The sequence below is a fragment of the Methanosarcina siciliae T4/M genome (assembly GCF_000970085.1).
GTDB classification, from domain to species: Archaea; Halobacteriota; Methanosarcinia; order Methanosarcinales; family Methanosarcinaceae; genus Methanosarcina; species Methanosarcina siciliae.
In genome coordinates this window covers 3,978,300-4,001,659 of sequence record NZ_CP009506.1, presented here as the reverse complement: position 1 = coordinate 4,001,659, position 23,360 = coordinate 3,978,300, and the positions used below count along the sequence as shown (strand labels likewise).

The following is a 23,360-nucleotide window of genomic DNA, read 5'->3' as shown; positions in this document are numbered from 1 at the left end:
TTTGTTTATTGTTGGTTTATTGTCATGATGTATTATTTACAGAGGCGACCTGAATGAAACTGCTGGTAACAGGAGGCTGCGGATTTATAGGCAGCAATTTCATCCGTTATATGCTGGGAAAGTACCCGTATTATCAGATCATAAACCTTGACAAATTGACATATGCCGGAAACCTCTCCAACCTCAAAGATATCGAAAATAATCCGAATTATTCTTTTGTCAAAGGAGATATCTGCGACCCTATCGTTGTGAACGAAGTAATGAACAAGGTGGATCTTGTTGTTCATTTCGCTGCCGAAAGTCATGTTGATCGCTCAATTGACGATGGTTCGGTTTTTGTAAGGACAAACGTGCTCGGTACAAATACCCTTCTCCAGAGTGCGCTTGCAAACAATATCAAAAAGTTCGTTCATATTTCTACGGATGAGGTATATGGAAGCATTAAAGAGGGTTCTTTTACCGAAGAAGATAATCTGAATCCTTCAAGCCCTTATTCCTCAAGCAAAGCTGGTTCCGACCTCCTTGCAAAATCATATCACACTACATATGACCTTCCGGTTTGCATTACCAGGTGTACAAACAACTTCGGACCTTACCAGTACCCGGAAAAATTAATTCCCTTTTTCATTAGCAAATTAATGGAAGGCAAAAAAGTTCCGGTCTACGGTACGGGTCTGAATATCAGGGATTGGATCTATGTTGAAGATCATTGTTCTGCAGTAGATTTTGTCCTTCATAACGGAAGCAGTGGAGAAATCTATAATATAGATGGTGGAAACGAACTTACTAACCTTGAAATTACTCACCGCCTTCTTAATATGCTTGGCAAAGATGAGGCTTCAATTGAATATGTGGGAGATCGAAAAGGTCACGATTTCCGTTATTCCCTTGATGGCAGCAAACTGGAAAAAATGGGCTGGAAACCGAAGTATGATTTTGACACTGCTCTTGAGCAGACGGTCAGATGGTATGTTGAAAACCGATGGTGGTGGGAGCCATTAGCTATCCGGTGAGATGGCTGAAGTCAAGGTTGTAAATGATAAGTTTCATTACTTCACCAACTCGTAATCAGCGATTTTAATATCAATTTTCCGATATAATACCAAAATTATACATGTTTGGGTTATTTTATTCACGATCTATGGCTAAGATAAAACACGAATCAAAAAATATTGGTGTTTGTACTTTGGATGGAGCCAAATGTATAATCCCTTTGTTAAATTGCTTGTTAAGCATGTTCCAATGTCTTTTACTCACTTTCGACAGGTCGACATTAAATATTAGAATATCTTTTCGACATCGTCTTAGAACATTTATTAAATATATATCATGTTTAAAGTTGGTTAACATGTGACCCAGCTCTTACGATCTATGTAAGCACTGAACTATTTTTTTCACTAAGGGTGTGTCTTAATACCTTAACTCTGCCTATTTATAGGGACTATATCATCTAATTTGCTTATTTTTTCTCATTTTTAATATCAGTAGAACGATTTCAAATCGAAACTTATATATGCCTATATTCCCTACATAATAGGGATTATGGAACCCTGGGCAAGATGCTGGCTTGAAGATCAGCGTAAAGCTGGAGAAAAATGTCTTGAAATCAAAGTTCGAGGCGCTTGTCATTATGTTTATCGCTCTACGAGTAAATATGACAAAAAAATTAAGAAGGGTCGTAAAGTTTCAGTTTACATTGGTAGACTCGACAAAGATTACGGCTTTATACCTAAAGGTGAGAAACCTAAAACTAATGTGATACCTGTGCCTCACTCTGTCACTGACTATGGAAATTCAATGATTTTACATAATATGATGGGAGAGCTCAAACCTTTTCTCATGAAAAATTTTCCGGAATATTGGGAAGAACTCTATGCAATGTCAATTGTTCGTGTAAATGGATATGTCCCCCTCAAACGAATTAAAGATACTTGGGAAGATCTCTATAATCTTGAAGGTATAAAACCAAATCTTAATCCATCCAATCTTTCAAAAGTGTTAAGGGAAGTAGGCTGTGATAGGTTTGGGCAGAATGAGCTATTCAATCATCTCAAAAATGCAGACACTCAACTCGTCTATGACTTAAGTTCCTGTTTCTCTCGATCTATGAATATTCTACAGGCTGAAAAAGGCTACAACAAAGACTGTATTCAAGTTCCCCAAATCAACTTTGCCCTTCTTTGTGGTCTTGATAGTGAAATGCCTACTATGATCAAATCAGTTCCAGGCAGTGTGAAGGACATAAATACATTATACAAAACAATAGAAGAGTTGGATGTCAGCGATAAGATACTTCTTCTTGATCGTGGTTTTTTCTCAGAGAACATCCTTAACTGCTTAGAAGAAAAACATATCAAATTTGTGTTACCAACAAAAAGGAACAGCCACTATTATGACACAAGAATACACCTTAATGAAGAATTCATCTATCATGATAGACTCATCAAATGTGGTAAAAGAAAGTTAGGAAATAGGTTCCTATATTTATATGAAGACCTGGATCTAAGACTTGAAGAACAGAAGACGATCTTCAGAAAGAGAGAGGAAGGGAAGATCAGCGATGAAGAGTACTCTTTAAAACAAAATAGAGCAGGGAAGTTCTTGATTATCTCCAATTACGACATAGGAAAAAAGGAGATGTATGAACTCTACAAAAAAAGAGACTCGATTGAAAAGTTGTTTGATGCATACAAAACAACATTAGACGCTGACAAATTGTATCTTCATGATGATGAGAGCGTTTATGGGCATGTGTTTGTGGCATTTCTTTCATTATATGCGTACTGTAAATTGTTGAAGGCAATTAAAAAAGCAGAGATAAATGACAAGGTCTCACCCATTGATATCCTATTGAAGTTTAGAAAAGTGAAAAGTATAAACTTTGGTGAAAAAAGTATCATTACTGAAGTTCCTAAGAAAGTAAGAGAATTAGATAAAACTCTCAAATTCAACATATTCCCTACAAAAAATGGGAGTTAAGGTTAATAATAAATTTGGTCCTATGGTCTAGATAGGACTCACTCACTTGAACGGAAAAAGAGGAGCATTAAACCATAAAATATCTAAAGTGTAAATTCAAATTATGATATTTAATGTGTTTGATTTTATGCCTCAAGTACGTAACTAATATGGGAGAACTTCATGTTGGTATGTACTCAAATTTCGGAAAAGTTTATAGTCTGAATTTAAATTAATATTGCCAATTATCCGATTGTAGAAATAGTTTGAATTTTAAAATAGTCTCTTAAGGTACAGACGGGGATTAAAGTGGTAAGTATGATAAAAATATTGGCTACAGGCATAATAATAGAGGATAATTTTGGTGGCCCTTCGATATTGCATGGACTTCAAGAGGTTTTAGCTGAACTTTATGGTAATGATTATGAATTAATATATTACCAGACAACCCCATTTAACGAATACTCGTCACGTGATTTCAACTTCAAAATGAAAACAGTACCCTTTTCATTCAAGAATTTTGAGTTTGCTTTTCTGAGAAGTAAAGAAATGAAAGAATTTATTCGAGATGTAAAATCATCGGATATTGTTGTGAATTTATACGGGATTTGTTTTTCCGATAATTTAAACCCACAAAAGTTTAGTTATTTGAGGATGTTTTTGACTGCCTTTACATTCAAGATATTAACAATTGCAAAATTTTTCCGCAGAAAAACAGTTAAGAACACCTGTAGTTTTGGACCTATGAAGAGCAAATTGAACCAAAAGTCTGCAGCATTTGCCTGCAACCACCTATTCGATGTGGTGTCTGCAAGAGAAGCGAAAAGTCGCGATGCTCTCATTTATGATGCAAAAGTAAAAAAAGAGATTTTTTTATCGCCGGATATTGCAAACATGATGACTTTCTCAAATGATAAAATTTTTGGTGAGAATAAAATAGGAATTTCTACTAGTCACCAGATAATCCGGCAATGGGAAGGAAAAACAGGGTATGTCGAATGCATGGTAAATTTATGTAGACATATTTCCCAGACATATGGAATATCGATTATTTTAATTCCCAATGAAGTTCAACAGTTGTCAGATATGAATGATATTACCGTGTCGAAGGAAATCCAGGATAAATTGAAAAAAGAAAGTATTCATGTAGATATCATTGATTCGGCACATATGTCCAGCAAAGAACTAAAAAACACCATCGCCTCATGTGAGGTTATTGTCGCCAGCAGATATCATTCATGTGTTGCTGCTTTGTCCTCAGGAGTTCCAACACTTGTTGTTGGATGGCACTACAAGTATGAGGAACTCCTCCACTGGTATGGTCAGGATGAATGGGGGATTCCAACTGGTGAATGTACTTCCGAAAAACTGATCTCAACCTTTGATTCATTCTGGGAGAATAGAGATGAATCTAAAAAGATAATTGCTGAAAAACACCCCGATGTTCGAAAAGCAGTTATTGAGACTGGCAAAATTCTGTTTTCAAAATAAAGGTGGATTATGCAAATAAATAATATTTCCCATATTGCAAACAATGCTCTCTGTACTGCTTGCGGAGCGTGTTCTGGGATCTGTCCTTCAAATGCAATTGAGATAATTACAAATACTGCCGGGTATCTTGTTGCAAATCTCAACAATGACCTGTGTATCGATTGCGGGAAATGTGCAAAAATCTGCTCGAGTAACCCTGAGAATAAACCGTCAATTGAAACTGATGATATTTTTCATGGTGTATGTCTTGCAGGGTATGTAGGATATGCAAGTGATAATACAATAAGGCAAAAATCACAGAGTGGGGGAATTGTAACAGCACTATTGTGTTATCTTTTAGAGCAAAATAAGATCGAAGGAGCAATAGTAAACAACCTAAACTTACAAACAAGAAGGCCACAAGCGGTACTTGCTTTATCGGAATCTGAAATAATCGATGCATGCGGGTCATATTATACCCAGTCTTCAGTTGTTAAAACAATACTTGAACATTCGGATAAAAATACTGCTGCTGTTGTTTTAGGGTGCCAGGCTGAAAGTCTTCAATTAATTCGTGAAAATTACCCAAATGTAACCTTGCCAAAATATACAATTGGTTTAATTTGTGCAGGACAAAATGGGGGTGATATGATTGATGATTTGATTGAACAAAGTGAGTGTGATTCCAAACAGATATCGCGGTTCTGGTTCAGGGATAAAAGTTGTGGGTGGCCTGGCGATGTTCATGTTACAACTTCAACTAACGATTATTGGCTTCCAAAAGAAAAACGTCACAGGTTAAAACAAGTATATGAACTGCATCGTTGTATAGCTTGTTATGACCAGATGAACATCTTCAGTGATATTGTCTGTGGAGATCCATGGGGAATTACTCATAAGCAACAACCTGAAGGTCATACTGTTGTTATTGCCAGAACCGAGAAAGGAAAAAAACTTCTTGAAGATGCTGCAAGAGATGGGGCAATTGTACTTGAAGATTTATCAATAGAAGACATTTTTTATGGTCAGACTGTTGATGGAAGACATAAAACCAAATTCTATACTTCTCGTGAACTTTTCGATGAAAATGAATGGTTATTTCCATATCCAGACAATTATTTTGAAAATATCCCATTTACACCCGCAAATAAAATAGTTCGACAGAGGTTAAAGGAGAGATTAACATATTCACGTGAGTTGTATATAACAATAGATCGTGAAGATTACCTCCGAAAAGTCAACTTGAAAAAGAAAAAATATCAGGGAAATATAATTCAGAAAGTGACACGGAAAATGATGCCATATGCGGGAGTTATTCTCAGGAAATTATCTATTATAAAGTAATTATAGTTAAATATTTTTTGTTTTATAGGTTTAATCCCAATTAAATTATTTATGAGTTTGGTTTTTAATTGACTGAGTGAAATTATATATTGTTTTTAACCGGAGTTCTATTACTGAAATTTATCCGACACCTCAACTGCTCTATTATTTGGTATAAGTGCATGTATAATTGACTTCAATTCTCTGATCTCAACTCCTTTCAACAGTATTATTAATAAGCAATATATGATAAACCCAAGTCCTATTGCAATAATTATACCAATAAATGTCTCAGGATTATAGGTATGAACAACTAAAGCCATCAGTAAACTACTTAATATAATTTTTGATATTAATAACCAATCTATATTAATTTGGATGTATTTTTGTGAAAAGAATACGGATACAGCACACATTAAAAAGTACGCTATTAAAGTACTAACTGCAGCTCCAACAAGACCAAAAATTGGTATTAAGATAATATTAAGTAACAAATTAGATATGGCACCAATCGAAAGAAATACTATATTATACTGGGTTTTTTTCACCAAATGAGTAACATTAATTGAAATCTGATACACTCCCTCGAAGATAATACCAAACGCGACAAAAGGAATTACAATACTCCCTGATACAAATTCTGCAGTTGTCATCATTCTTAATATAGGTTTTGCAAGAACTGAAATTCCAAAGGCAGATGGGATAGCAAATAAAAGAAAATACTTTAGTGAATACTCAAGATACCCATTAACTTCAGAGAGATTTTGCATATCATAAGCTTTTGATAAAGTAGGAAATAGCATGAGCTGAATTGGCGAGACAAAAAAAGAAATGATGTTTCCAATTGCATATGCTGCAGCATATATACCTACAGCGTTAAGTCCCATGAAAAATCCTAGAATGTATTTATCACTTGAACTTGTTATCCACCTGACAGCTGAATTCGGTGCTAGTGGAAGTCCATATTTTAAATGGGAGTGAAGATAGGTAAATTTTGGAACAGAAAAACCTATCTGGGATGTTATAAGTAATATTCCAACTACAATGACAAATAACTGAACTAAGAGTGCAGCACTGATAACCCCAAAGAGACCAAAACCCATTTTAACGAGTATCAGGATTAATACAAGTCCGCCAAATGAATTAAATATTGATAGGAATGCATATTTAGAAATTTGTCTGAATATACGAAAATAAAACATTGTTATCTGATTAAGAGCTGAAAAGAATATAAGGAAAGATCCAATTTTGATGAAATATGAGGTATTGATATCTTGAAAGAGAAATGATGCAAGCCAATCTGAAATTACAAATACCAATATAGAGATTAACATGCTTGTTAATGCTACAAAAAATAGAACCGAGTAAAAAGTTTCCCGAATTACATTGACATCTTTCTCTGCTGACATAAATCGAACAATAGACATCGAAAGACCCAAAAGGGCAAAAGGTGTTAGAAGAGATACAGTAACGTTTATTTGGGACCAAATCCCGTAATCATATGACCCAAGGGTTTTTGTGATAATAGGAAGTAAAAAAAATGCACCTAAGGTTGTTAAAACCTGTGTGATTCCGATAAGTCCTACATCTTTTATAAATTTATCATATGTCATTATATCACATTTCAAAAAATTATGAAAAAAACAGATTTATTGCAATTATAAAAAATTCCATATTTAGCTTTCTTTTTTATATTTATATAGCAGTCATTAAAATTTCAAGAATCTTTACACATGCATCCCCGTTTCCAAAAACATTTCCTTTTGCCTTGCCTCCTTCAAAATTTAAAATTGCGTCCATTATTTTCTCATAATCCGCACCAACAAGCACATTCCCTCCATCCTCTATAGTTTCAACCCACTCGGTATTTTCCCTCATAGTTATGCAGGGCACCCCAAGCATGTAAGCTTCTTTCTGCACCCCTCCCGAGTCTGTAAGGATCTTTTTTGCATGAGCCATGAGCTTTAGCATTTCCAAGTATCCAAGGGGGGGAATCACCTTAACTTTTTCACGTAGTTTGTCCCAGAGTCCATATTGTTTCAGATACTTTTCAGTTCTCGGGTGAACCGTAAAGACAATGGGAACACCTGCATGACAGAAAGCTTTTATTATGGAGGAAAGGTTTTCAAAGCTGTCAGCGTTCGAAGCCCGATGAACAGTTGCAACAATATATTCTTTTGAGTTTAGATTCAGCTCTTTAAGGATTGTGGCTTTTTGTTCTGCAATCTTTATGTTATATTTTAAGGAATCAAGCATTACATCCCCTACATTATAGACTCCCTTTGTGATTCCTTCTTTTTTCAGGTTTAAGACTGCAGTTTCTGTTGGGCAAAAAAGCAGGTCTGATACATTGTCTGTAAGTACTCTATTAATCTCTTCTGGCATTTCCCGATCAAAAGACCGGAGACCAGCTTCTACATGCGCAGTTTTGATATGTAATTTGGAAGCTGCAAGGCTTCCCGCAAGCGTGGAGTTTGTGTCCCCGTATACAAGGACAAGGTCAGGCTTGTCTCTGAGGAGAATTTTCTCGATTTCAATCAACATTTTTCCAGTTTGAGCTCCATGACTATCAGACCCTACACCCAGATTGTAGTCTGGTTTCGGGATATCCAGTTCCTCAAAGAAAACATCTGACATTCCTATGTCATAGTGCTGACCCGTATGCACGAGGATTTCTTCATGTTTTTTTCTTATCAGTCGAGACAGAGGTGCACATTTGATGAATTGAGGGCGAGCCCCAACGATTGATACTATTCTCATCCTACCTCAAGTTTTTATGAACCATGCTTTTCCTGTAACACGTCGATAAATAGATCTTCTGTTTTCTGAGCCACACTCTTCCAACTGTGGTGCATTAACGCTTCTTTATATCCACGTTTTCCCATTTCTCTTTTTAAAGCTTCATCCTCCAGCACTTTTAAGATAGCTTCTGACAGTTTCTGGGAGTTTTGCGGTTCAACTAAAATTCCTGCTTTTGCTTGTTCCAGTATTTCAAATCCCCTTACATCGCTTGCTATTACAGCTTTTCCGCATGCCATATACTCATATAATTTTAAAGGCGAATAACCGGATTTTAGGGGTATCTTGGGTACCACACATACATCACTTGCATTTATGTATAGTGGTACTTCCTCATGGGATACAAAGCCTGTAAATATGAATTTTTCGTGTATTCTTAGATCTTTAACTTTTTGAACGATCTCGTTTTTTAAAGGCCCATCGCCAATTATTAAATATACTGTGTCTGGCTTTTCTTCCAAAACTGCAGGTGCGGCTTCTACCAGATATTTAAGCCCCTGCCACTCTACTAAGATACCAACAAATATGACAACATTTTTTTCATCAAACCCGTACTTCTTTTTCAAGTTTGAGGTATTGTTTAATGGCCTGAATATATCTGTATTAACTCCGTTTCCTATTACCTCTATTTTTTCTTCAGGGATGCAGTAATTTTTGATTATTGCTTTTTTTATTCCTTCCGTAACTACAATTATTCTGCTGGCGTTTGAATAATAGTTCTTTTCGCATAGTTTTATGATCTCTAAGTAAACCTGTGGCTCACTTCTCATTGATATCTCATCAATCATGTCTCCGTTTACTTCCATAACCAGAGGGATCTTAAATAACTTGGAGAATATCAGTGAGGGTGATATGAATAATGTTCCATCAAATCGCTGATAAAACAGGTCTGGTTTTTTTTTCGTTAATAGGTATAGAGGATATATTATCCAAAATAGAGAATTCAATAGGATGGTACGTTTTATGCGTGTGGTACCAAAAAGTGGAATATAACATCTATTTTTGAGATGAATTTCAGGCTGTGGTTTTTGGCATATTAAATGGACTTCATTTTTTTTCGATAAGTTATTGTATATTTCTAATGTGTGAGTCGTCCCTGCGTTTTTTTCCCCAAAGTATATGTCTGTTAGATAGTGTATATTCATTCTAATTCTCAACTCATAAATTATCAATTAATTCTTTAATATAACTCTGTTGTGAAATCTACCATTTACACGTTAATCCTGTCATAAGTAATTGCTAGAGATATTTTTTGGTTGAGGCTAAAACATTTGCCTATTCGGATCTATTCATCTGATTGACTCAACAAGCTCTCAATTTTTTCAACAACTTCGTTCCAATCCATTAAAATTTGCTTTTTACTTAAAATTGCTATATGCTTATTTCCTTCCAGTGCTTTTATAGCTTTAGATATTTTATTGGATATGATTGGACTCTCAATCCCTACACAATATTCCCCGTCTACAAACTCCTCAAGCGCACTCCCTTTTGCAACCACACACGGAGTCCCTGCAGCCAGCGCCTCTGCAACTGTTATTCCATATGCTTCATGAGAAGAAAGCATTAAAAACACATCGGATGATGCATAGCATTCAAGCAGTTCTCTTCTTGACAGGTTTTTTAACCACTCAACCCTCTCAGATACCGCCAGGTCCTTTGCCATCTCGTGGAGTTCTTCTTCATAGGGTCCCTTTCCAACAACCCTTAGCCTGAAATCCCGGAGCTCAGGCAGACTTTGAATAATGTACTGTACCCCTTTATATTCTTCCAGGCGGCCTACATATAGGAGGATTTTCTCTCCGTCTTTCTTTTGCTGGCGCTTCAGGTTTTCAAACTCTTTAAGGTTAATCCCGTTTGGAATTTTCACCGTTTTTCCCTGAACTCTGAAATCGGATTCAACAAGTTTTTTTTCGTACTCGGACACACAAATTATTATGTCTGCCCTGGAAAAAATTATCTTTCCCAGGAACCTGTAAGGTTTATGCAGCAGGTTTCGAAATGCAGTATGTCCGCTCCGGTGGTAATGTGGGGTAAACACAAATCTTCTTTCACGTTTTCCCAGGGCTGCAAATAACGCCGGAAGTGCGTGATAGCTATGTGCGTGAATCACGTCATAATTGTGTTGTTTAAGATAGAAATATATCTGAGGGGCAAAATAGTATGCATTTCCGGGAGCAAAGGACCTGAACCTGATAATCTCTACCCCGTTTATGGTGTCCCTTCTGTTCAATTTTCCCGTCGGGTCTGTCGTTATGACCTCAACGTCGTGCCCTGCTTTGGCCAGCCTCTCACTAATCTCTTTAACGTGCGTTTCTACTCCTCCAATATCAGGGAAATAGCGGGGGCAAATCTGGGCTATTTTCAAAACTGAACCTCTCTATCCAGGTACTTATACAGTCTAATGCATTAGCTTAATATAAAGATAATGTGATAGTTAAGGTCAATGGCATCCCACAAAAGCATTTGCATAGTCGGACCTTCTAAGCGTTTTTTAAGTGGTATCAGTTATTATACAATTCGTCTGGCAAACGCGATGTCTGCGGAAAAAGATGTCTCTGTTGTCTGCTTTCGGCAGCTCCTGCCAACCTTTCTTTTCCCAGGTAAATCTCATGTAGGAAAAGACATTTCAGACCTGAGTTTTTCACCTGAAATTTCCGTTTTTGATGGAATGGACTATAATAATCCTTTGACGTGGGTCCGGGCATACAATTTTATTCAATTACATAAACCTGATGTCATAGTTTTACAGTGGTGGACTTCTTCAGTTGCGCACATGCACCTTTTGCTTAAGTTCTTTGCAAGTGTACTTAACAAACCTAAAATAATCATTGAGTTCCATGAAGTCGTGGATCCTTTTGAAGAGTCTGTACTACCTATCCGTTTATACTCAAAAATAACGGGAAAATTGCTCCGCAAAAACCTTGATGCATATATTACTCATTCCGAATCTGACAAAAAGCTTGTTGCAGAAAGGTATTCGATTGCCCCTGAAAATATCCATGTAATTCCCCACGGCCTCTATGACCAGTATGGGAATGTGCTTGACAGTAAAGAAGCAAAAAAAACTCTCTCAATAAAAGAAGAATTTGTTATCCTTTCTTTCGGTTTAATTCGCAAATACAAAGGTATCCCTTATCTTATCAGGGCTTTCGAACAGCTTCCTGCTGAGATACTTGAGAAAACTAGGTTGCTGATTGTCGGAGAAATCTGGGAAGACCGCAAAGAACTGCTTGACCAGATCGAGGTTTCCTCTTGCTCCGATAGGATCACGCTTGTGGACGAATACGTACCCGATGAAAAGGTCAGCCTTTACTTCAGTGCTGCAGATGTGGTGGTCTTACCCTACCTGAGGGCTTCACAGAGCGGAATTGCCCATATAGCCATGTCTTTTGGAAAACCGGTTGTTGTTTCTGAAGTAGGCGGCCTGAAAGAATCTATGGCCGGATATGAAGGTACTTTTTTTGTTCCCCCCGGAGATGTAGAATCCATCCGGCAAACCATTCCGAACCTTCTCGGAAAAAATGAGCGTTATGAAGCTCCGGATCAAAAATGGGATAAAATTATAAACTCTTACATCGAATTAATACAATCTATGTAATTTTCTTTTGGCATGAAAGTGTTTGCAATTACTTTCATTATTTGTGCCTCTATTCGAAAGATATCATATGTGTTTTCTGTAGCTATATGTTAGTTCCACTTCCTGAAGGGGATTACTATGGGTTCTAAGAATCGTCCCACATCAACGTTTAAGTCTAAATTAAAATCCAGCTTGCCTTATATTCTTGTAGTTTCGATAATCGGTTTTATATCTTTTTTGATCAGAATACGCCCCTCTGATTCGGTTTTTTTATCCAACGGGTTTGTAAAGTTCGGGGGCAACGACCCCTGGTATCATATGCGGACCTTAAATGTTCTCCTTGAAAATTATCCAAACAGGATGTTTTACAATCCTATGACCAACTACCCCAACGGGAGTTACATCCATTTTGGCCCTCTGTTTGACCAGATGATGGCTATAACTTCTTTGGTCCTTGGAATGGGCAGCCCCGGTCAGGATCTTATTACTACTGTCGGAGCTTATTTCCCTGCAGTGCTCGGAGCCCTTACTGTCATTCCTGTTTACTATGTCGGAAAATATCTCGGGGGGCATAAAACAGGCATACTGGCTGCAATCTTGATTGCTTTTGCTCCAGGACAATTTTTGCACCGTTCCATCATAGGCTTCACGGATCATCATGTAGCTGAGACTTTATTCAGTACATTTTTCATGATGTTTTTCATGCTGGCTTTGATTTCCGCAAAAGAAAAAAGATTGCGTTTCGAGCATGTAATTACCAAAAATCTCGATGTCCTGAAAGAGCCACTGATATATTCCATTATAGCCGGTTTCATGTATTCGGCTTACCAGCTTTCATGGCCCGGAGCTTCTCTTTTCCTATTGATCATTCTGGTTTATGCCGTGATCCAGTATGTCATTGATAATTTCCATGGTGAGTCTAGTGACTACCTTGGGATTGTAGGAACGGTTACGTTTCTTGTAAGTTCAATCCTTATCCTTCCCTTTGTTCATCCTGAAATGGGCTTTTCAATGTATTATTACTCCTGGTTCCACGTAATTACGGTTTTTGGAGCACTGATGATTTTTGCATTTTTAGGTTTAATTGAAAGAGAGTTCAAAAAAAGAAATTTAAAGACTTATTATTTCCCTCTGGCAATATTCGGAGCTTTTATTTTTGGGCTTATTGCAGTGAAAATTGCGGTTCCATCTCTCTACTCACTGGTCATAAACGCCCCTCATTCAATTTTTGGGGTCCAGACAGGTGGCCCTTCTACGATTAGGGAAGTTACCTCCATATTTTACCCAGGGGGGGAATTTTCATTTTCAAGAGTGTATAATTATTTTACAGCTCCCGCTTTTTTCGCTTCAATAGCTGGAATGATCCTCCTTACGGCAAATATCATCAGGAAACCAAGACCTGAAGAGCTGCTGGCTCTGGTATGGGGCCTTTTAATGTTCATGGCAATCTATGGACAGAACCGTTTTGCATATTACTATTCGGTAAATATTGCAGTTATGGGGGCTTATCTGGGAGGCAGGCTCCTTGAACTTGTAAAATGGGACAGGCTTGAAGAAAACTTCAGAACTAATGTGAAATCGCTTAAGGATTTCCCCAGTTTCTTCAGATTTGTAAAAATAGAACAGATCTTTGCAATCCTTGCCATATTCGCGGTGCTTGTTCTTCCAGAGTACAGTTCTGCAATGGGACAAACAATAGGCGGCCCCGGAGGTCCCAATGGTCCCTGGATTGAATCCTGTCTGTGGCTCCAATCCAATACTCCGGATCCGGGCATGGACTACAATTCAGTTTACGAAGCTCCTGAGGATGGAGAACTTTTCGATTATCCTGAAACCGCTTACGGAGTGATGTCCTGGTGGGACTATGGGCACTGGATTGAAACTATCGGACACCGGATGCCCAACGCCAACCCCTTCCAGGCTGGAATTGGAGGACGTAGAGGAAGTATTGATGAAGAAAACAAACCCGGAGCTTCCACTTTCTTTACAGCCCAATCCGAAGAAGAAGCGACTAAAGTGCTGGAAGCTGTTGACCCTGATCCGGATAAAGCAGGGGCCCGTTATATTGTTTCGGACATAGAAATGGCTTCTTTATATGATGGGAAATTTTTGCCTATGGCTACCTGGACCCTTGATTCCGAAGGGTACTATGCCCAGTACCAGGTAGAAGGTAACTCTCAAATCCTGCCTACAATGCGTTATTACAACTCGATGGAATCCAGACTTCACTTCCTTGACGGAAATGGTTTGAAGCAGTATCGACTGGTTCACGAGTCATGGGCGGGTCAGAGTAACGAGGTGGCGTACAAGCAGATCTATAATCTCTTTTACGGAGGAAACGTTCCCGAAGAGGATAGCGGGTATGTTAAAATCTTCGAATATGTAAAAGGTGCAAATATAACCGGGATTGCTTCGCCCAATGAAACGATTAAAATAAGTACGGCAATTTTGACCGGCCAAGGCAGGACTTTTGAGTATTCCCAGTCGACAACTTCGGACTCTGAAGGCAGGTATGAGTTTACCGTCCCCTATTCAACCGAAGGTCCTGTTTCCGGGGAAACCCAGTTCGATACGGCTCCCACAGGTCCGTATGTCGTAAGCTATGAAGATACGACCAAGGAAGTAAGGGTTAATGAGGAAGCAGTGTTAAATGGAGAAAAAGTGAAGATTTGAATACGTCAGAAGCATATGTTTGGGGAAGTAGTTTGATTTTTTTAACTTCTTCTATTTTAATCTTCTATTTTAATCTTCTATTTTAATCTTCTATTTCTATCTTCTATTTCTATCTTCTATTTTAATCTTCTATTTCTATCTTCTATTTTAATCTTCTATTTCTATCTTCCATCTTTACTTTTCTCTGGATGCTCTAATCTGAGTTTTACTACAAGAGTATGTCATTTCTTACAGGAGGCATCTTTATCTATCTGATTTATCCGTTATTTAGATATACTATTAAAAAACTTATTTTATAACTAGGGTTTATTAAGTATAGTTTATTAAGTGTATTATGTATCTCGCACGTTTTTGAAGATCTGTTCTTCTCTGAAGGATACGGCTTGAAGAATCAATGTTCATTATGAAGTAACTGTAAAGGAACTTTTGTTCCTGCGGGGTTGGCGTATCCATCCTGAAGGGGATTACTATGGGTTCTAAGAATCGTCCTACATCAACGTTTAAGTCTGAAATAAAATCCAGCTTGCCTTATATTCTTGTAGTTTCGATAATCGGTTTTATCGCTTTTTTGATCAGAATACGCCCCTCTGATTCGGTTTTTCTATCCAACGGGTTTGTAAGGTTCGGGGGCAACGATCCCTGGTACCATATGCGGACCTTGAATGTTCTCCTTGAAAACTACCCAAACAGGATGTTTTACAATCCTATAACCAACTACCCTAACGGGAGTTACATCCATTTTGGCCCTCTGTTTGACCAGATGATGGCTATAACTTCTTTGGTCCTTGGAATGGGCAGCCCCGGTCAGGATCTTATTACTACTGTCGGAGCTTATTTCCCTGCAGTGCTCGGAGCCCTTACTGTCATTCCTGTTTACTATATCGGAAAATATCTCGGGGGGCATAAAACAGGCATACTGGCTGCAATCTTGATTGCTTTTGCTCCAGGGCAATTTTTGTCCCGCTCCATCATAGGCTTCACGGATCATCATGTAGCTGAGACTTTATTCAGTACATTTTTCATGATGTTTTTCATGCTGGCTTTGATTTCCGCAAAAGAAAAAAGATTGCGTTTCGAGCATGTAATTACCAAAAATCTCGATGTCCTGAAAGAGCCACTGATATATTCCATTATAGCCGGTTTCATGTATTCGGCTTACCAGCTTTCATGGCCCGGAGCTTCTCTTTTCCTATTGATCATTCTGGTTTATGCCGTGATCCAGTATGTCATTGATAATTTCCATGGTGAGTCTAGTGACTACCTTGGGATTGTAGGAACGGTTACGTTTCTTGTAAGTTCAATCCTTATCCTTCCCTTTGTTCATCCTGAAATGGGCTTTTCAATGTATTATTACTCCTGGTTCCACGTAATTACGGTTTTTGGAGCACTGATGATTTTTGCATTTTTAGGTTTAATTGAAAGAGAGTTCAAAAAAAGAAATTTAAAGACTTATTATTTCCCTCTGGCAATATTCGGAGCTTTTATTTTTGGGCTTATTGCAGTGAAAATTGCAGTTCCTTCACTTTATTCCCTTGTCGTAAATGCTCCTCATTCAATTTTCGGAATCCAAACTGGAGGTCCTTCTACAATAGGAGAAGTTTCCTCCATATTTTACCCAGGGGGGAAATTTTCATTTTCAAGAGTGTATAATTATTTTACAGCTCCCGTTTTTTTCGCTTCAATAGCTGGAATGATCCTCCTTACGGCAAATATCATCAGGAAACCAAGACCTGAAGAGCTGCTGGCTCTGGTATGGGGCCTTTTAATGTTCATGGCAATCTATGGACAGAACCGTTTTGCATATTACTATTCGGTAAATATTGCAGTTATGGGGGCTTATCTGGGAGGCAGGCTCCTTGAACTTGTAAAATGGGACAGGCTTGAAGAAAACTTCAGAACTAATGTAAAATCGCTTAAGGATTTCCCCAGTTTCTTCAGATTTGTAAAAATAGAACAGATCTTTGCAATCCTTGCCATATTCGCGGTGCTTGTTCTTCCAGAGTACAGTTCTGCAATGGGACAAACAATAGGCACCGGAGGTCCCAATGGTCCCTGGATTGAATCCTGTCTGTGGCTCCAATCCAATACTCCGGATCCGGGCATGGACTACAATTCAGTTTACGAAGCTCCTGAGGATGGAGAACTTTTCGATTACCCTGAAACCGCTTACGGAGTGATGTCCTGGTGGGACTATGGGCACTGGATTGAAACTATCGGACACCGGATGCCCAACGCCAACCCCTTCCAGGCTGGAATTGGAGGACGTAGAGGAAGTATTGATGAAGAAAACAAACCCGGAGCTTCCACTTTCTTTACAGCCCAATCCGAAGAAGAAGCGACTAAAGTGCTGGAAGCTGTTGACCCTGATCCGGATAAAGCAGGGGCTCGTTATATTGTTTCGGACATAGAAATGGCTTCTTTATTTGGAGAGGGAGTTAATCCAAAATTTGGGGCAATGACTGCCTGGACTCTTGATTCCGACGGATACTCTCAAGCTTACTGGACAGGGAGTGGATATCAGTACTTCCCCTCCGACCGCTATTTTAACTCAATGGAATCAAGGTTGCATATTTTTGACGGAAATGGCCTTAAGCAGTACCGTCTTGTGCATGAGACATGGGCTTATCAAACTCAGGAAACCTGGCACAAACAGGTTTACAATTACATGTACGGAGGTAACATCCCCGAAGACAATACGGGTTATGTCAAAATCTTCGAATATGTCAAGGGGGCAAACATCACCGGGACTGTTTCCACAGATGAAACGGTCAAGATAAGTACTACAATTCAGACTGGTCAGGGCCGGACTTTTGAGTATTCCCAATCTACAACTTCGGATTCTGAGGGTAAGTATGAGTTTACAGTTCCCTATTCAACCGAAGGTCCTATCTCCGGGGAAACCCAGTTTGATACTGCTCCCACAGGTCCGTATGTCGTAAGCTACGGAGATACGACTAAGGAAGTAAGGGTCAGCGAAGAAGCCGTGCTAAATGGAGAAGAAGTGAAGATTTGAATATGTCAAAAGCATATGTTTTGGGCGTAGTTTGATTTTTTTAACTTCTTATTTTATCTTAAATTTCTATGTATTTTCTAACTAGGGTTTTATTGAAAAACCCTGTAATTTTTTACGGGAAACCTCTTTATTTTTCCGATTTATCCGTTATTTAGATATACTATTAAAAAAGTTATTTTACGAGTCTAGGGTTTCTTAAGTACATTGGATATCTTGCATGTTTTTTGAAAACGTGTTATTGTCTCTGAGGGAGGCAGCTTTAAATTATCAGCAGTCACTATGAAATCACCTATAAAGGATCAACGGAACTTTTGCTCCCGTGGGATTGGTGGATTCATCCTGAAGGTTGTCGGAGTTAATTTTGTGGCGAGGGCATTGAAGTTCTAGTTGAGGTAATATTAATCATAAATAGTTTGTATTTGAGTCCATATCTATTTGATTTTCTTCCAACACAAATTATATATTTTATTGTAAAAATGTACCTCCTGAAGGAGATTACTATGAGTTCTCAGGATCGCCCTGTATCAACGTTTAAGTCTGAAATAAAATCCAGCTTGCCTTATACTCTGGCAGTTGCAGTAATCGGTTTTATAGCTTTCTGGATCAGAACACTTCCATCAGGTACGGTTTTCCTATCCAATGGGTTTGTAAGGTTTGGAGGCAATGATCCCTGGTACCATATGCGGACCCTAAATGTTCTCCTTGAAAATTATCCAAACAGGATGTTTTACAATCCTATGACCAATTACCCTAACGGGAGTTACATCCATTTTGGCCCTCTGTTTGACCAGATGATGGCTATAACCTCTTTGGTTCTTGGAATGGGCAGCCCCGGTCAGGACCTTGTTAATACTATCGGAGCTTATTTCCCTGCAGTGCTCGGAGCCTTTACGGTCATTCCTGTTTACTACATCGGAAAACATCTCGGAGGCCATAAAACAGGTATATTGGCTGCAATCTTGATAGCTTTTGCTCCAGGGCAGTTTTTTTCCCGTTCGATAATTGGTTTTACGGATCATCATGTAGCTGAATCTCTATTCAGTACTTTCTTCATAATGTTTTTTATGCTGGCTTTGATTTCTGCAAAGGAAAAAGGGTTGCGTTTCGAACATGTAATTACCAAAAATCTCAATGTTCTGAAAGAGCCACTTATATATTCCGTTATGGCCGGTGTCATGTATTCGGCTTACCAGCTTTCGTGGCCCGGAGCTTCTCTCTTCTTATTGATCACTCTGGTTTATGCCGTGGTTCAGTATGTCCTCAACTACTTCCGTGGAGAAGCAAGTGACTATCTGGGATTTACGGGTATAGTCGCATTTTTGGTGAGTACAATAATTATACTTCCGTTCGTCCATTCTGATATGGGATTCTCGATGTACTATTACTCCTGGTTCCATCTTGCTACTGCGATTGGGTCAATGGCAGGTTTTGTAGTTTTGAGTTTTATCGAGCGGGAGTTCAAAAGTAAAAATATAAAAGCTTACTACTACCCTCTGACGATACTCGGAATTGTCGTTCTGGGTTTGCTGGTGTTAAAAATAATATCTCCATCCATTTTTTCCCTGGTTATCAATGCTCCAAATACCGTGTTTGGAGTTCAAACGGGTGGAGCAGCTACAATTGCTGAAGTATCTTCGATCTTTTATGATAGTGGAGCTTTTACCCTGTCAAGAGTCTTTGGAAACTTTACAGCCACAGGTTTCTTTGCTTCTCTTCTCGGAATGTTAATACTTGTTGTAAATCTTTTCAGAAAACCAAAACCTGAAGAAGTACTGGTTCTTGTCTGGAGTTTTTTGATCCTCCTTACCATCTACGGCCAGAACCGTTTTGCATACTACTATTCAGTAAACGTTGCAGTTCTCAGTGCCTATGTAGGAGGCCTGTTGCTTGAAAAGGTAAAGTGGGGGCAGCTAAATGAAAAGTTTAAATCCAGTGTGAAATCTCCTGCAGACATCCCGGGATTTTTGAAGTTCGTTAAAGTAGAACAGGTTATTGCGGTCCTGGCTATAGTAGTTGTCCTTATTTACCCTGTATACGGCTCTGCAATGGCACTTACAAAAGGCACAGGTGGTCCTGACGGAACCTGGATTGAATCCTGTCTGTGGCTCCAATCCAATACTCCTGACCCGGGCATGGACTACAATGCAATCTACGAGGCCCCTGAAGACGGGGAAACTTTTGATTATCCTGATACTGCTTACGGAGTGATGTCCTGGTGGGATTATGGGCACTGGATTGAAACTATCGGGCACCGGATGCCCAATGCCAATCCTTTCCAGGCTGGAATTGGAGGGCGTAGAGGAAGTATTGAAGACGAGAACCAGCCGGGAGCTTCAACTTTCTTCACAGCCCAATCAGAAGAAGAAGCAACCGAAGTGCTTGAAGCCGTTGACCCTGACCCGGACAAAGCCGGAGCTCGTTATGTAATCTCGGATGTTGAAATGGCAACAGGGAAGTTCTATGCAATGACTGCCTGGACCCTTGATACTGACGGATACTACCAGCCTTACTGGACAGGGAGCGGATACCAGTATCTTCCTTCCGAGCGTTACTTCAACTCAATGGAGTCGAGGCTGCATATCCTGGACGGAAACGGTCTGAAGCAGTACCGTCTTGTCCACGAAACCTGGGCTTATCAGACTCAGGAAGCCGGGTACAAACAGGTTTACAATTACATGTACGGAGGCAACATCTCCGAAGATGATACGGGTTATGTTAAAATCTTCGAGTATGTTAAGGGTGCAAATATAACCGGAACCGCTTCCCCTAATGAAACGGTCAAAATAAGTACGACAATTCTGACCAATCAGGGTCGGACTTTTGAGTATTCCCAGTCTACAACTTCGGATTCTGAAGGCAGGTATGAGTTTACCGTTCCCTATTCAACCGAAGGTCCTATTTCCGGGGAGACCCAGTTCGATACCGTGCCCACGAGTCCGTATGTCGTAAAATATGGGGATACGACCAAGGACGTAAGGGTCACCGAGAAAGCCGTGTTAAATGGAGAAGAAGTGAAGGTATAAAGGAAGATTTGCAGTTAGAAGTAAAGTCAAAGCGGTAAGATGTGCATCATGTTCTTCTGCACATCTGCTTTTCTTCTAATTTTTACTCTTTTCTTTGCTGTACATTTTCTAAATATATCTGTCTTTAGTTTCCCGTCATTTTCTGAAATATCCATCTTTAATTATCCATCATTTTCTTAAATATCCGTCACTTAGATATACTATTAAAAAACCTACTTCACAGGTGATGTGTGATGAAAAACCCTATCATAGGCCGAGTATGGAAATTCGGAGACGACATAGACACTGATGTGATTATCCCTGGAAAGTACCTGCGGACAAAGGATATGCAGATTTTTGCAGCTCATGCGATGGAGGGTATTGATCCTGAGTTTACAAAAAAGGCAAAGTCCGGAGATATTATTGTTGCAGGGGAGAATTTCGGGTGCGGTTCCTCAAGGGAACAGGCTCCTCTTGCTATAAAGCATGCAGGAATAGCCTGTGTTGTGGCAAAGTCCTTCGCAAGAATCTTTTTCAGAAATGCGATTAATGTGGGGCTGCCCCTGATGGAGGCTGATATTGAGTGCCAGGAAGGGGACGAGATAGAAGTTGACCTGCTCAAAGGGGAGGTCAGAGTTCCCGGAAAAGGGGTGTTCATTGGAAATAAACTGCCCGACTTCCTGCTCGATATGCTCACGGATGGCGGACTTGTTGCCCACAGGAAAAAAATGCAAATCGAACAGAAGGCACAATAACTGCTTAATAAAGATTATTGCTTAATAATCGGCAAGCAGAGCGAGACGAAAGATAATTGCTTGATAATATGGTAATGACCTGATTGAAGGAGTCACTGACAAGGAACAGGACAGAATTCAAATAGATCGGGTCCAGTAACCACTCAAACAACCGATTTTATCAGTCGATTAATATGATTTTTCCTGATGAGTACAAGTATGTGGGGGTAACAAAAGGCCTTCCCACAGGCACCGAGCAGCTAATTTATTTCCTTACGGAGTACCTGATCGAAGAAAGGGAAAATCCCGAAACCGGAAATCCTGAGTATGCAGTTTACCACGTGAAAAAAAGTGGAGACGGTTTTCTCAGGAAGGTTGAAGCCCTTGGGCTGATTGCCTCAGGCGATGAGGTGGTCAGGTATGACCGGGAATTAAATATAAAAGACCGTGCCCTTCTGATAGAGACTGCTGCAAAGCTCTGCATAGGTAGGGTAAACACTGTCATCTTTACAGGTGTGGACAGACATGTTACAATTGTACATGACCCTGATCCGTCCGGAATCCTCGAAATCGAAATTCTTGACGTTGCTCCCCCTGAGCCTGCCTGGCTTTTGCAGGTTGTAAGGAGGCTTGAAGCCAGCGGGATTTTTGGTGACCTGCAGGTCCGGTTTACTGAAAAGATAATTGACCTCAGGCAATTCGAAGGAGAAAACACAGTTTTCCCCTGCAGTGCATCGGGCCTTGAGGGAAAATGCCTTGACTCGGATTTTCTTACCGAACATGGACACCTGCTTGTAGGGTGCGAGATTTCAAAAACTCTTTTTGAGATACGTTTTCCGGAACTTGAGTATTCTTTCGTAAATATCTGCCCTTTTAAGTCCGAAATAGTCGTACCCTCAAAACCCTTTATTACGCGCTGCTGCAGGTCCGAAAAGTCAGGGCTTGTCAATATTTCCGGGTTTGAAGGGGCTGTCGTCCACTGGGGGGCATCCGAATACCAGGTTGCAGAAGCGGTCCGAAGACTTGTAAACAGGCTGAGGAAAACCGATTGATATTGTTCTGAATATCTTAGTAGGGGAACCTTTTAATTGAAGCCTTTAAATTGGAACTTTTAAATTGGGGAACCTTTAAGTTTCAGGAAAGTCGTTTTCCTGAAAACTAAGATGTAAAACGAAAATGGAGTAACTTTTCGATGTCTTTTTTAACCAATTTCCTTTTAGGACTCGGGCTTTCAATGGATGCTTTTGCAGTTTCCATGTCAAGCGGCACCACAATCAGGCCTTTTAGAGTCAACGATGCTCTTAAGCTGGCTGTTTTTTTCGGGAGCTTCCAGGCGCTAATGCCGGTCCTGGGTTGGATTGGAGGAAGTACCGTAAGCGGTTTTGTTTCGGACTATGCTCCTTTTATTGCATTTTTGCTTCTGGCTTTTATTGGGGGCAAAATGATCTATGAAGCTCTTTACGGAGACCCTGACGGAAAAGTAAGTTCCCTTAACTATTCCGTGCTTTTCCTGTTAGCCGTTGCAACCAGCATAGATGCCCTTGCAGTGGGCATAAGTTTTGCTTTTCTGGGAACGCCTATTCTTGAGCCTGTAGTTATTATAGGCTGTGTAACTTTTGTCATGTCTTTTTGCGGGGCAATTCTGGGATACCGGCTGGGGCATTTCTTTGAACATGAGGTCGAAATTCTTGGCGGGCTCATTCTGATCGGACTCGGCGGGAAAATCCTTGCCGAACACATGCTCTGGATCTGAAAACTTTCCTGAGTGGCTGAAAAAGTTACGCCAGATTCATATACCTCCAGTATAGATG

16 protein-coding genes are annotated in these 23,360 nt (G+C 39.4%); 11 read left to right on the top strand and 5 right to left on the bottom strand.

Annotation, left to right across the window (positions count from 1 at the left end; genetic code table 11):
• Positions 1-53 precede the first annotated feature (53 nt).
• From rfbB to MSSIT_RS16710, 4 genes are all read left to right on the top strand, one after another.
• Positions 54-1,013: a dTDP-glucose 4,6-dehydratase gene (gene rfbB / locus MSSIT_RS16725; RefSeq protein ID WP_048173662.1), complete on the top strand. Its 960-nt coding sequence runs from the start codon at positions 54-56 to the stop codon at positions 1,011-1,013.
• 529 nt (positions 1,014-1,542) lie between these two features.
• On the top strand, positions 1,543-2,979 hold the full coding sequence (locus MSSIT_RS16720; protein WP_048173661.1) for a transposase: 1,437 nt from the start codon (positions 1,543-1,545) through the stop codon (positions 2,977-2,979).
• Positions 2,980-3,276: 297 nt separating this feature from the next.
• Entirely contained in the window at positions 3,277-4,449 is a 1,173-nt protein-coding gene (locus tag MSSIT_RS16715; RefSeq protein WP_048173660.1) for a polysaccharide pyruvyl transferase family protein, read from the top strand.
• 9 nt (positions 4,450-4,458) lie between these two features.
• Positions 4,459-5,772 (top strand): Coenzyme F420 hydrogenase/dehydrogenase, beta subunit C-terminal domain, encoded by a 1,314-nt coding sequence (locus MSSIT_RS16710; RefSeq protein ID WP_048173659.1) that lies wholly within the window; start codon positions 4,459-4,461, stop codon positions 5,770-5,772.
• 110 nt (positions 5,773-5,882) lie between these two features.
• Here MSSIT_RS16710 and MSSIT_RS16705 read toward each other — a convergent pair whose 3' ends face one another.
• The 4 genes from MSSIT_RS16705 to MSSIT_RS16690 all read right to left on the bottom strand — a co-directional run bounded on the left by MSSIT_RS16705 (position 5,883) and on the right by MSSIT_RS16690 (position 10,915).
• Positions 5,883-7,364 carry a flippase gene (locus MSSIT_RS16705; protein ID WP_052721705.1) on the bottom strand — a complete coding sequence of 494 codons (1,482 nt, stop codon included), beginning with the start codon at positions 7,362-7,364 and terminating at the stop codon, positions 5,883-5,885.
• Between the two features lie 82 nt (positions 7,365-7,446).
• Positions 7,447-8,511 carry a non-hydrolyzing UDP-N-acetylglucosamine 2-epimerase gene (wecB, locus tag MSSIT_RS16700; protein ID WP_048173658.1) on the bottom strand — a complete coding sequence of 355 codons (1,065 nt, stop codon included), beginning with the start codon at positions 8,509-8,511 and terminating at the stop codon, positions 7,447-7,449.
• Between the two features lie 14 nt (positions 8,512-8,525).
• Complete coding sequence (locus MSSIT_RS16695) at positions 8,526-9,695, bottom strand: glycosyltransferase family 4 protein (RefSeq protein WP_052721704.1); 1,170 nt, start codon at positions 9,693-9,695, stop codon at positions 8,526-8,528.
• A 140-nt stretch (positions 9,696-9,835) separates the two neighbouring features.
• Positions 9,836-10,915 carry a glycosyltransferase family 4 protein gene (locus MSSIT_RS16690; protein ID WP_048173657.1) on the bottom strand — a complete coding sequence of 360 codons (1,080 nt, stop codon included), beginning with the start codon at positions 10,913-10,915 and terminating at the stop codon, positions 9,836-9,838.
• A 78-nt stretch (positions 10,916-10,993) separates the two neighbouring features.
• Here MSSIT_RS16690 and MSSIT_RS16685 point away from each other — a divergent pair, with 78 nt between their 5' ends.
• The 4 genes from MSSIT_RS16685 (at position 10,994) to MSSIT_RS16670 (ending at position 20,836) form a co-directional block, all read left to right on the top strand.
• On the top strand, positions 10,994-12,148 hold the full coding sequence (locus MSSIT_RS16685; RefSeq protein ID WP_048173656.1) for a glycosyltransferase: 1,155 nt from the start codon (positions 10,994-10,996) through the stop codon (positions 12,146-12,148).
• Positions 12,149-12,265: 117 nt separating this feature from the next.
• Positions 12,266-14,800 (top strand): oligosaccharyl transferase, archaeosortase A system-associated, encoded by a 2,535-nt coding sequence (locus tag MSSIT_RS16680; protein ID WP_048173655.1) that lies wholly within the window; start codon positions 12,266-12,268, stop codon positions 14,798-14,800.
• Between the two features lie 469 nt (positions 14,801-15,269).
• Complete coding sequence (locus tag MSSIT_RS16675) at positions 15,270-17,813, top strand: oligosaccharyl transferase, archaeosortase A system-associated (RefSeq protein ID WP_048173654.1); 2,544 nt, start codon at positions 15,270-15,272, stop codon at positions 17,811-17,813.
• Positions 17,814-18,313: 500 nt separating this feature from the next.
• The gene (locus tag MSSIT_RS16670) at positions 18,314-20,836 is read left to right on the top strand and encodes an oligosaccharyl transferase, archaeosortase A system-associated (RefSeq protein ID WP_048173653.1); all 2,523 of its coding nucleotides are present in this window, start codon (positions 18,314-18,316) and stop codon (positions 20,834-20,836) included.
• A gap of 26 nt (positions 20,837-20,862) precedes the next feature.
• Here the strand turns inward: MSSIT_RS16670 and MSSIT_RS25405 are convergent, their stop codons facing one another.
• Positions 20,863-20,991, bottom strand: a complete 129-nt coding sequence (locus tag MSSIT_RS25405) for a hypothetical protein (protein ID WP_261788893.1) — start codon at positions 20,989-20,991, stop codon at positions 20,863-20,865.
• A gap of 78 nt (positions 20,992-21,069) precedes the next feature.
• On the opposite strand from MSSIT_RS25405, the gene hacB reads away from it, so the two are divergent.
• From hacB to MSSIT_RS16655, 3 genes are all read left to right on the top strand, one after another.
• Positions 21,070-21,570 (top strand): homoaconitase small subunit, encoded by a 501-nt coding sequence (gene hacB / locus MSSIT_RS16665; RefSeq protein ID WP_048173652.1) that lies wholly within the window; start codon positions 21,070-21,072, stop codon positions 21,568-21,570.
• Positions 21,571-21,743: 173 nt separating this feature from the next.
• On the top strand, positions 21,744-22,601 hold the full coding sequence (locus MSSIT_RS16660; protein WP_048173651.1) for a DUF7714 family protein: 858 nt from the start codon (positions 21,744-21,746) through the stop codon (positions 22,599-22,601).
• Positions 22,602-22,741: 140 nt separating this feature from the next.
• A complete protein-coding gene (locus tag MSSIT_RS16655; RefSeq protein ID WP_048173650.1) occupies positions 22,742-23,302 on the top strand; it encodes a manganese efflux pump MntP in 561 nt (186 codons plus the stop codon).
• The last annotated feature ends 58 nt before the right edge of the window (positions 23,303-23,360 follow it).

What these genes read in the sequence shown, in the direction of transcription:
- rfbB (WP_048173662.1), top strand. Translation starts at nt 54, where the DNA reads ATGAAACTGCTGGTAACAGGAGGCTGCGGATTTATAGGCAGCAATTTC.
- MSSIT_RS16720 (WP_048173661.1), top strand. Translation starts at nt 1,543, where the DNA reads ATGGAACCCTGGGCAAGATGCTGGCTTGAAGATCAGCGTAAAGCTGGA.
- MSSIT_RS16715 (WP_048173660.1), top strand. Translation starts at nt 3,277, where the DNA reads ATGATAAAAATATTGGCTACAGGCATAATAATAGAGGATAATTTTGGT.
- MSSIT_RS16710 (WP_048173659.1), top strand. Translation starts at nt 4,459, where the DNA reads ATGCAAATAAATAATATTTCCCATATTGCAAACAATGCTCTCTGTACT.
- MSSIT_RS16705 (WP_052721705.1), bottom strand. Translation starts at nt 7,364, where the DNA reads ATGACATATGATAAATTTATAAAAGATGTAGGACTTATCGGAATCACA.
- wecB (WP_048173658.1), bottom strand. Translation starts at nt 8,511, where the DNA reads ATGAGAATAGTATCAATCGTTGGGGCTCGCCCTCAATTCATCAAATGT.
- MSSIT_RS16695 (WP_052721704.1), bottom strand. Translation starts at nt 9,695, where the DNA reads ATGAATATACACTATCTAACAGACATATACTTTGGGGAAAAAAACGCA.
- MSSIT_RS16685 (WP_048173656.1), top strand. Translation starts at nt 10,994, where the DNA reads ATGGCATCCCACAAAAGCATTTGCATAGTCGGACCTTCTAAGCGTTTT.
- MSSIT_RS16680 (WP_048173655.1), top strand. Translation starts at nt 12,266, where the DNA reads ATGGGTTCTAAGAATCGTCCCACATCAACGTTTAAGTCTAAATTAAAA.
- MSSIT_RS16675 (WP_048173654.1), top strand. Translation starts at nt 15,270, where the DNA reads ATGGGTTCTAAGAATCGTCCTACATCAACGTTTAAGTCTGAAATAAAA.
- MSSIT_RS16670 (WP_048173653.1), top strand. Translation starts at nt 18,314, where the DNA reads ATGAGTTCTCAGGATCGCCCTGTATCAACGTTTAAGTCTGAAATAAAA.
- MSSIT_RS25405 (WP_261788893.1), bottom strand. Translation starts at nt 20,991, where the DNA reads ATGGATATTTCAGAAAATGACGGGAAACTAAAGACAGATATATTTAGA.
- hacB (WP_048173652.1), top strand. Translation starts at nt 21,070, where the DNA reads ATGAAAAACCCTATCATAGGCCGAGTATGGAAATTCGGAGACGACATA.
- MSSIT_RS16660 (WP_048173651.1), top strand. Translation starts at nt 21,744, where the DNA reads ATGATTTTTCCTGATGAGTACAAGTATGTGGGGGTAACAAAAGGCCTT.
- MSSIT_RS16655 (WP_048173650.1), top strand. Translation starts at nt 22,742, where the DNA reads ATGTCTTTTTTAACCAATTTCCTTTTAGGACTCGGGCTTTCAATGGAT.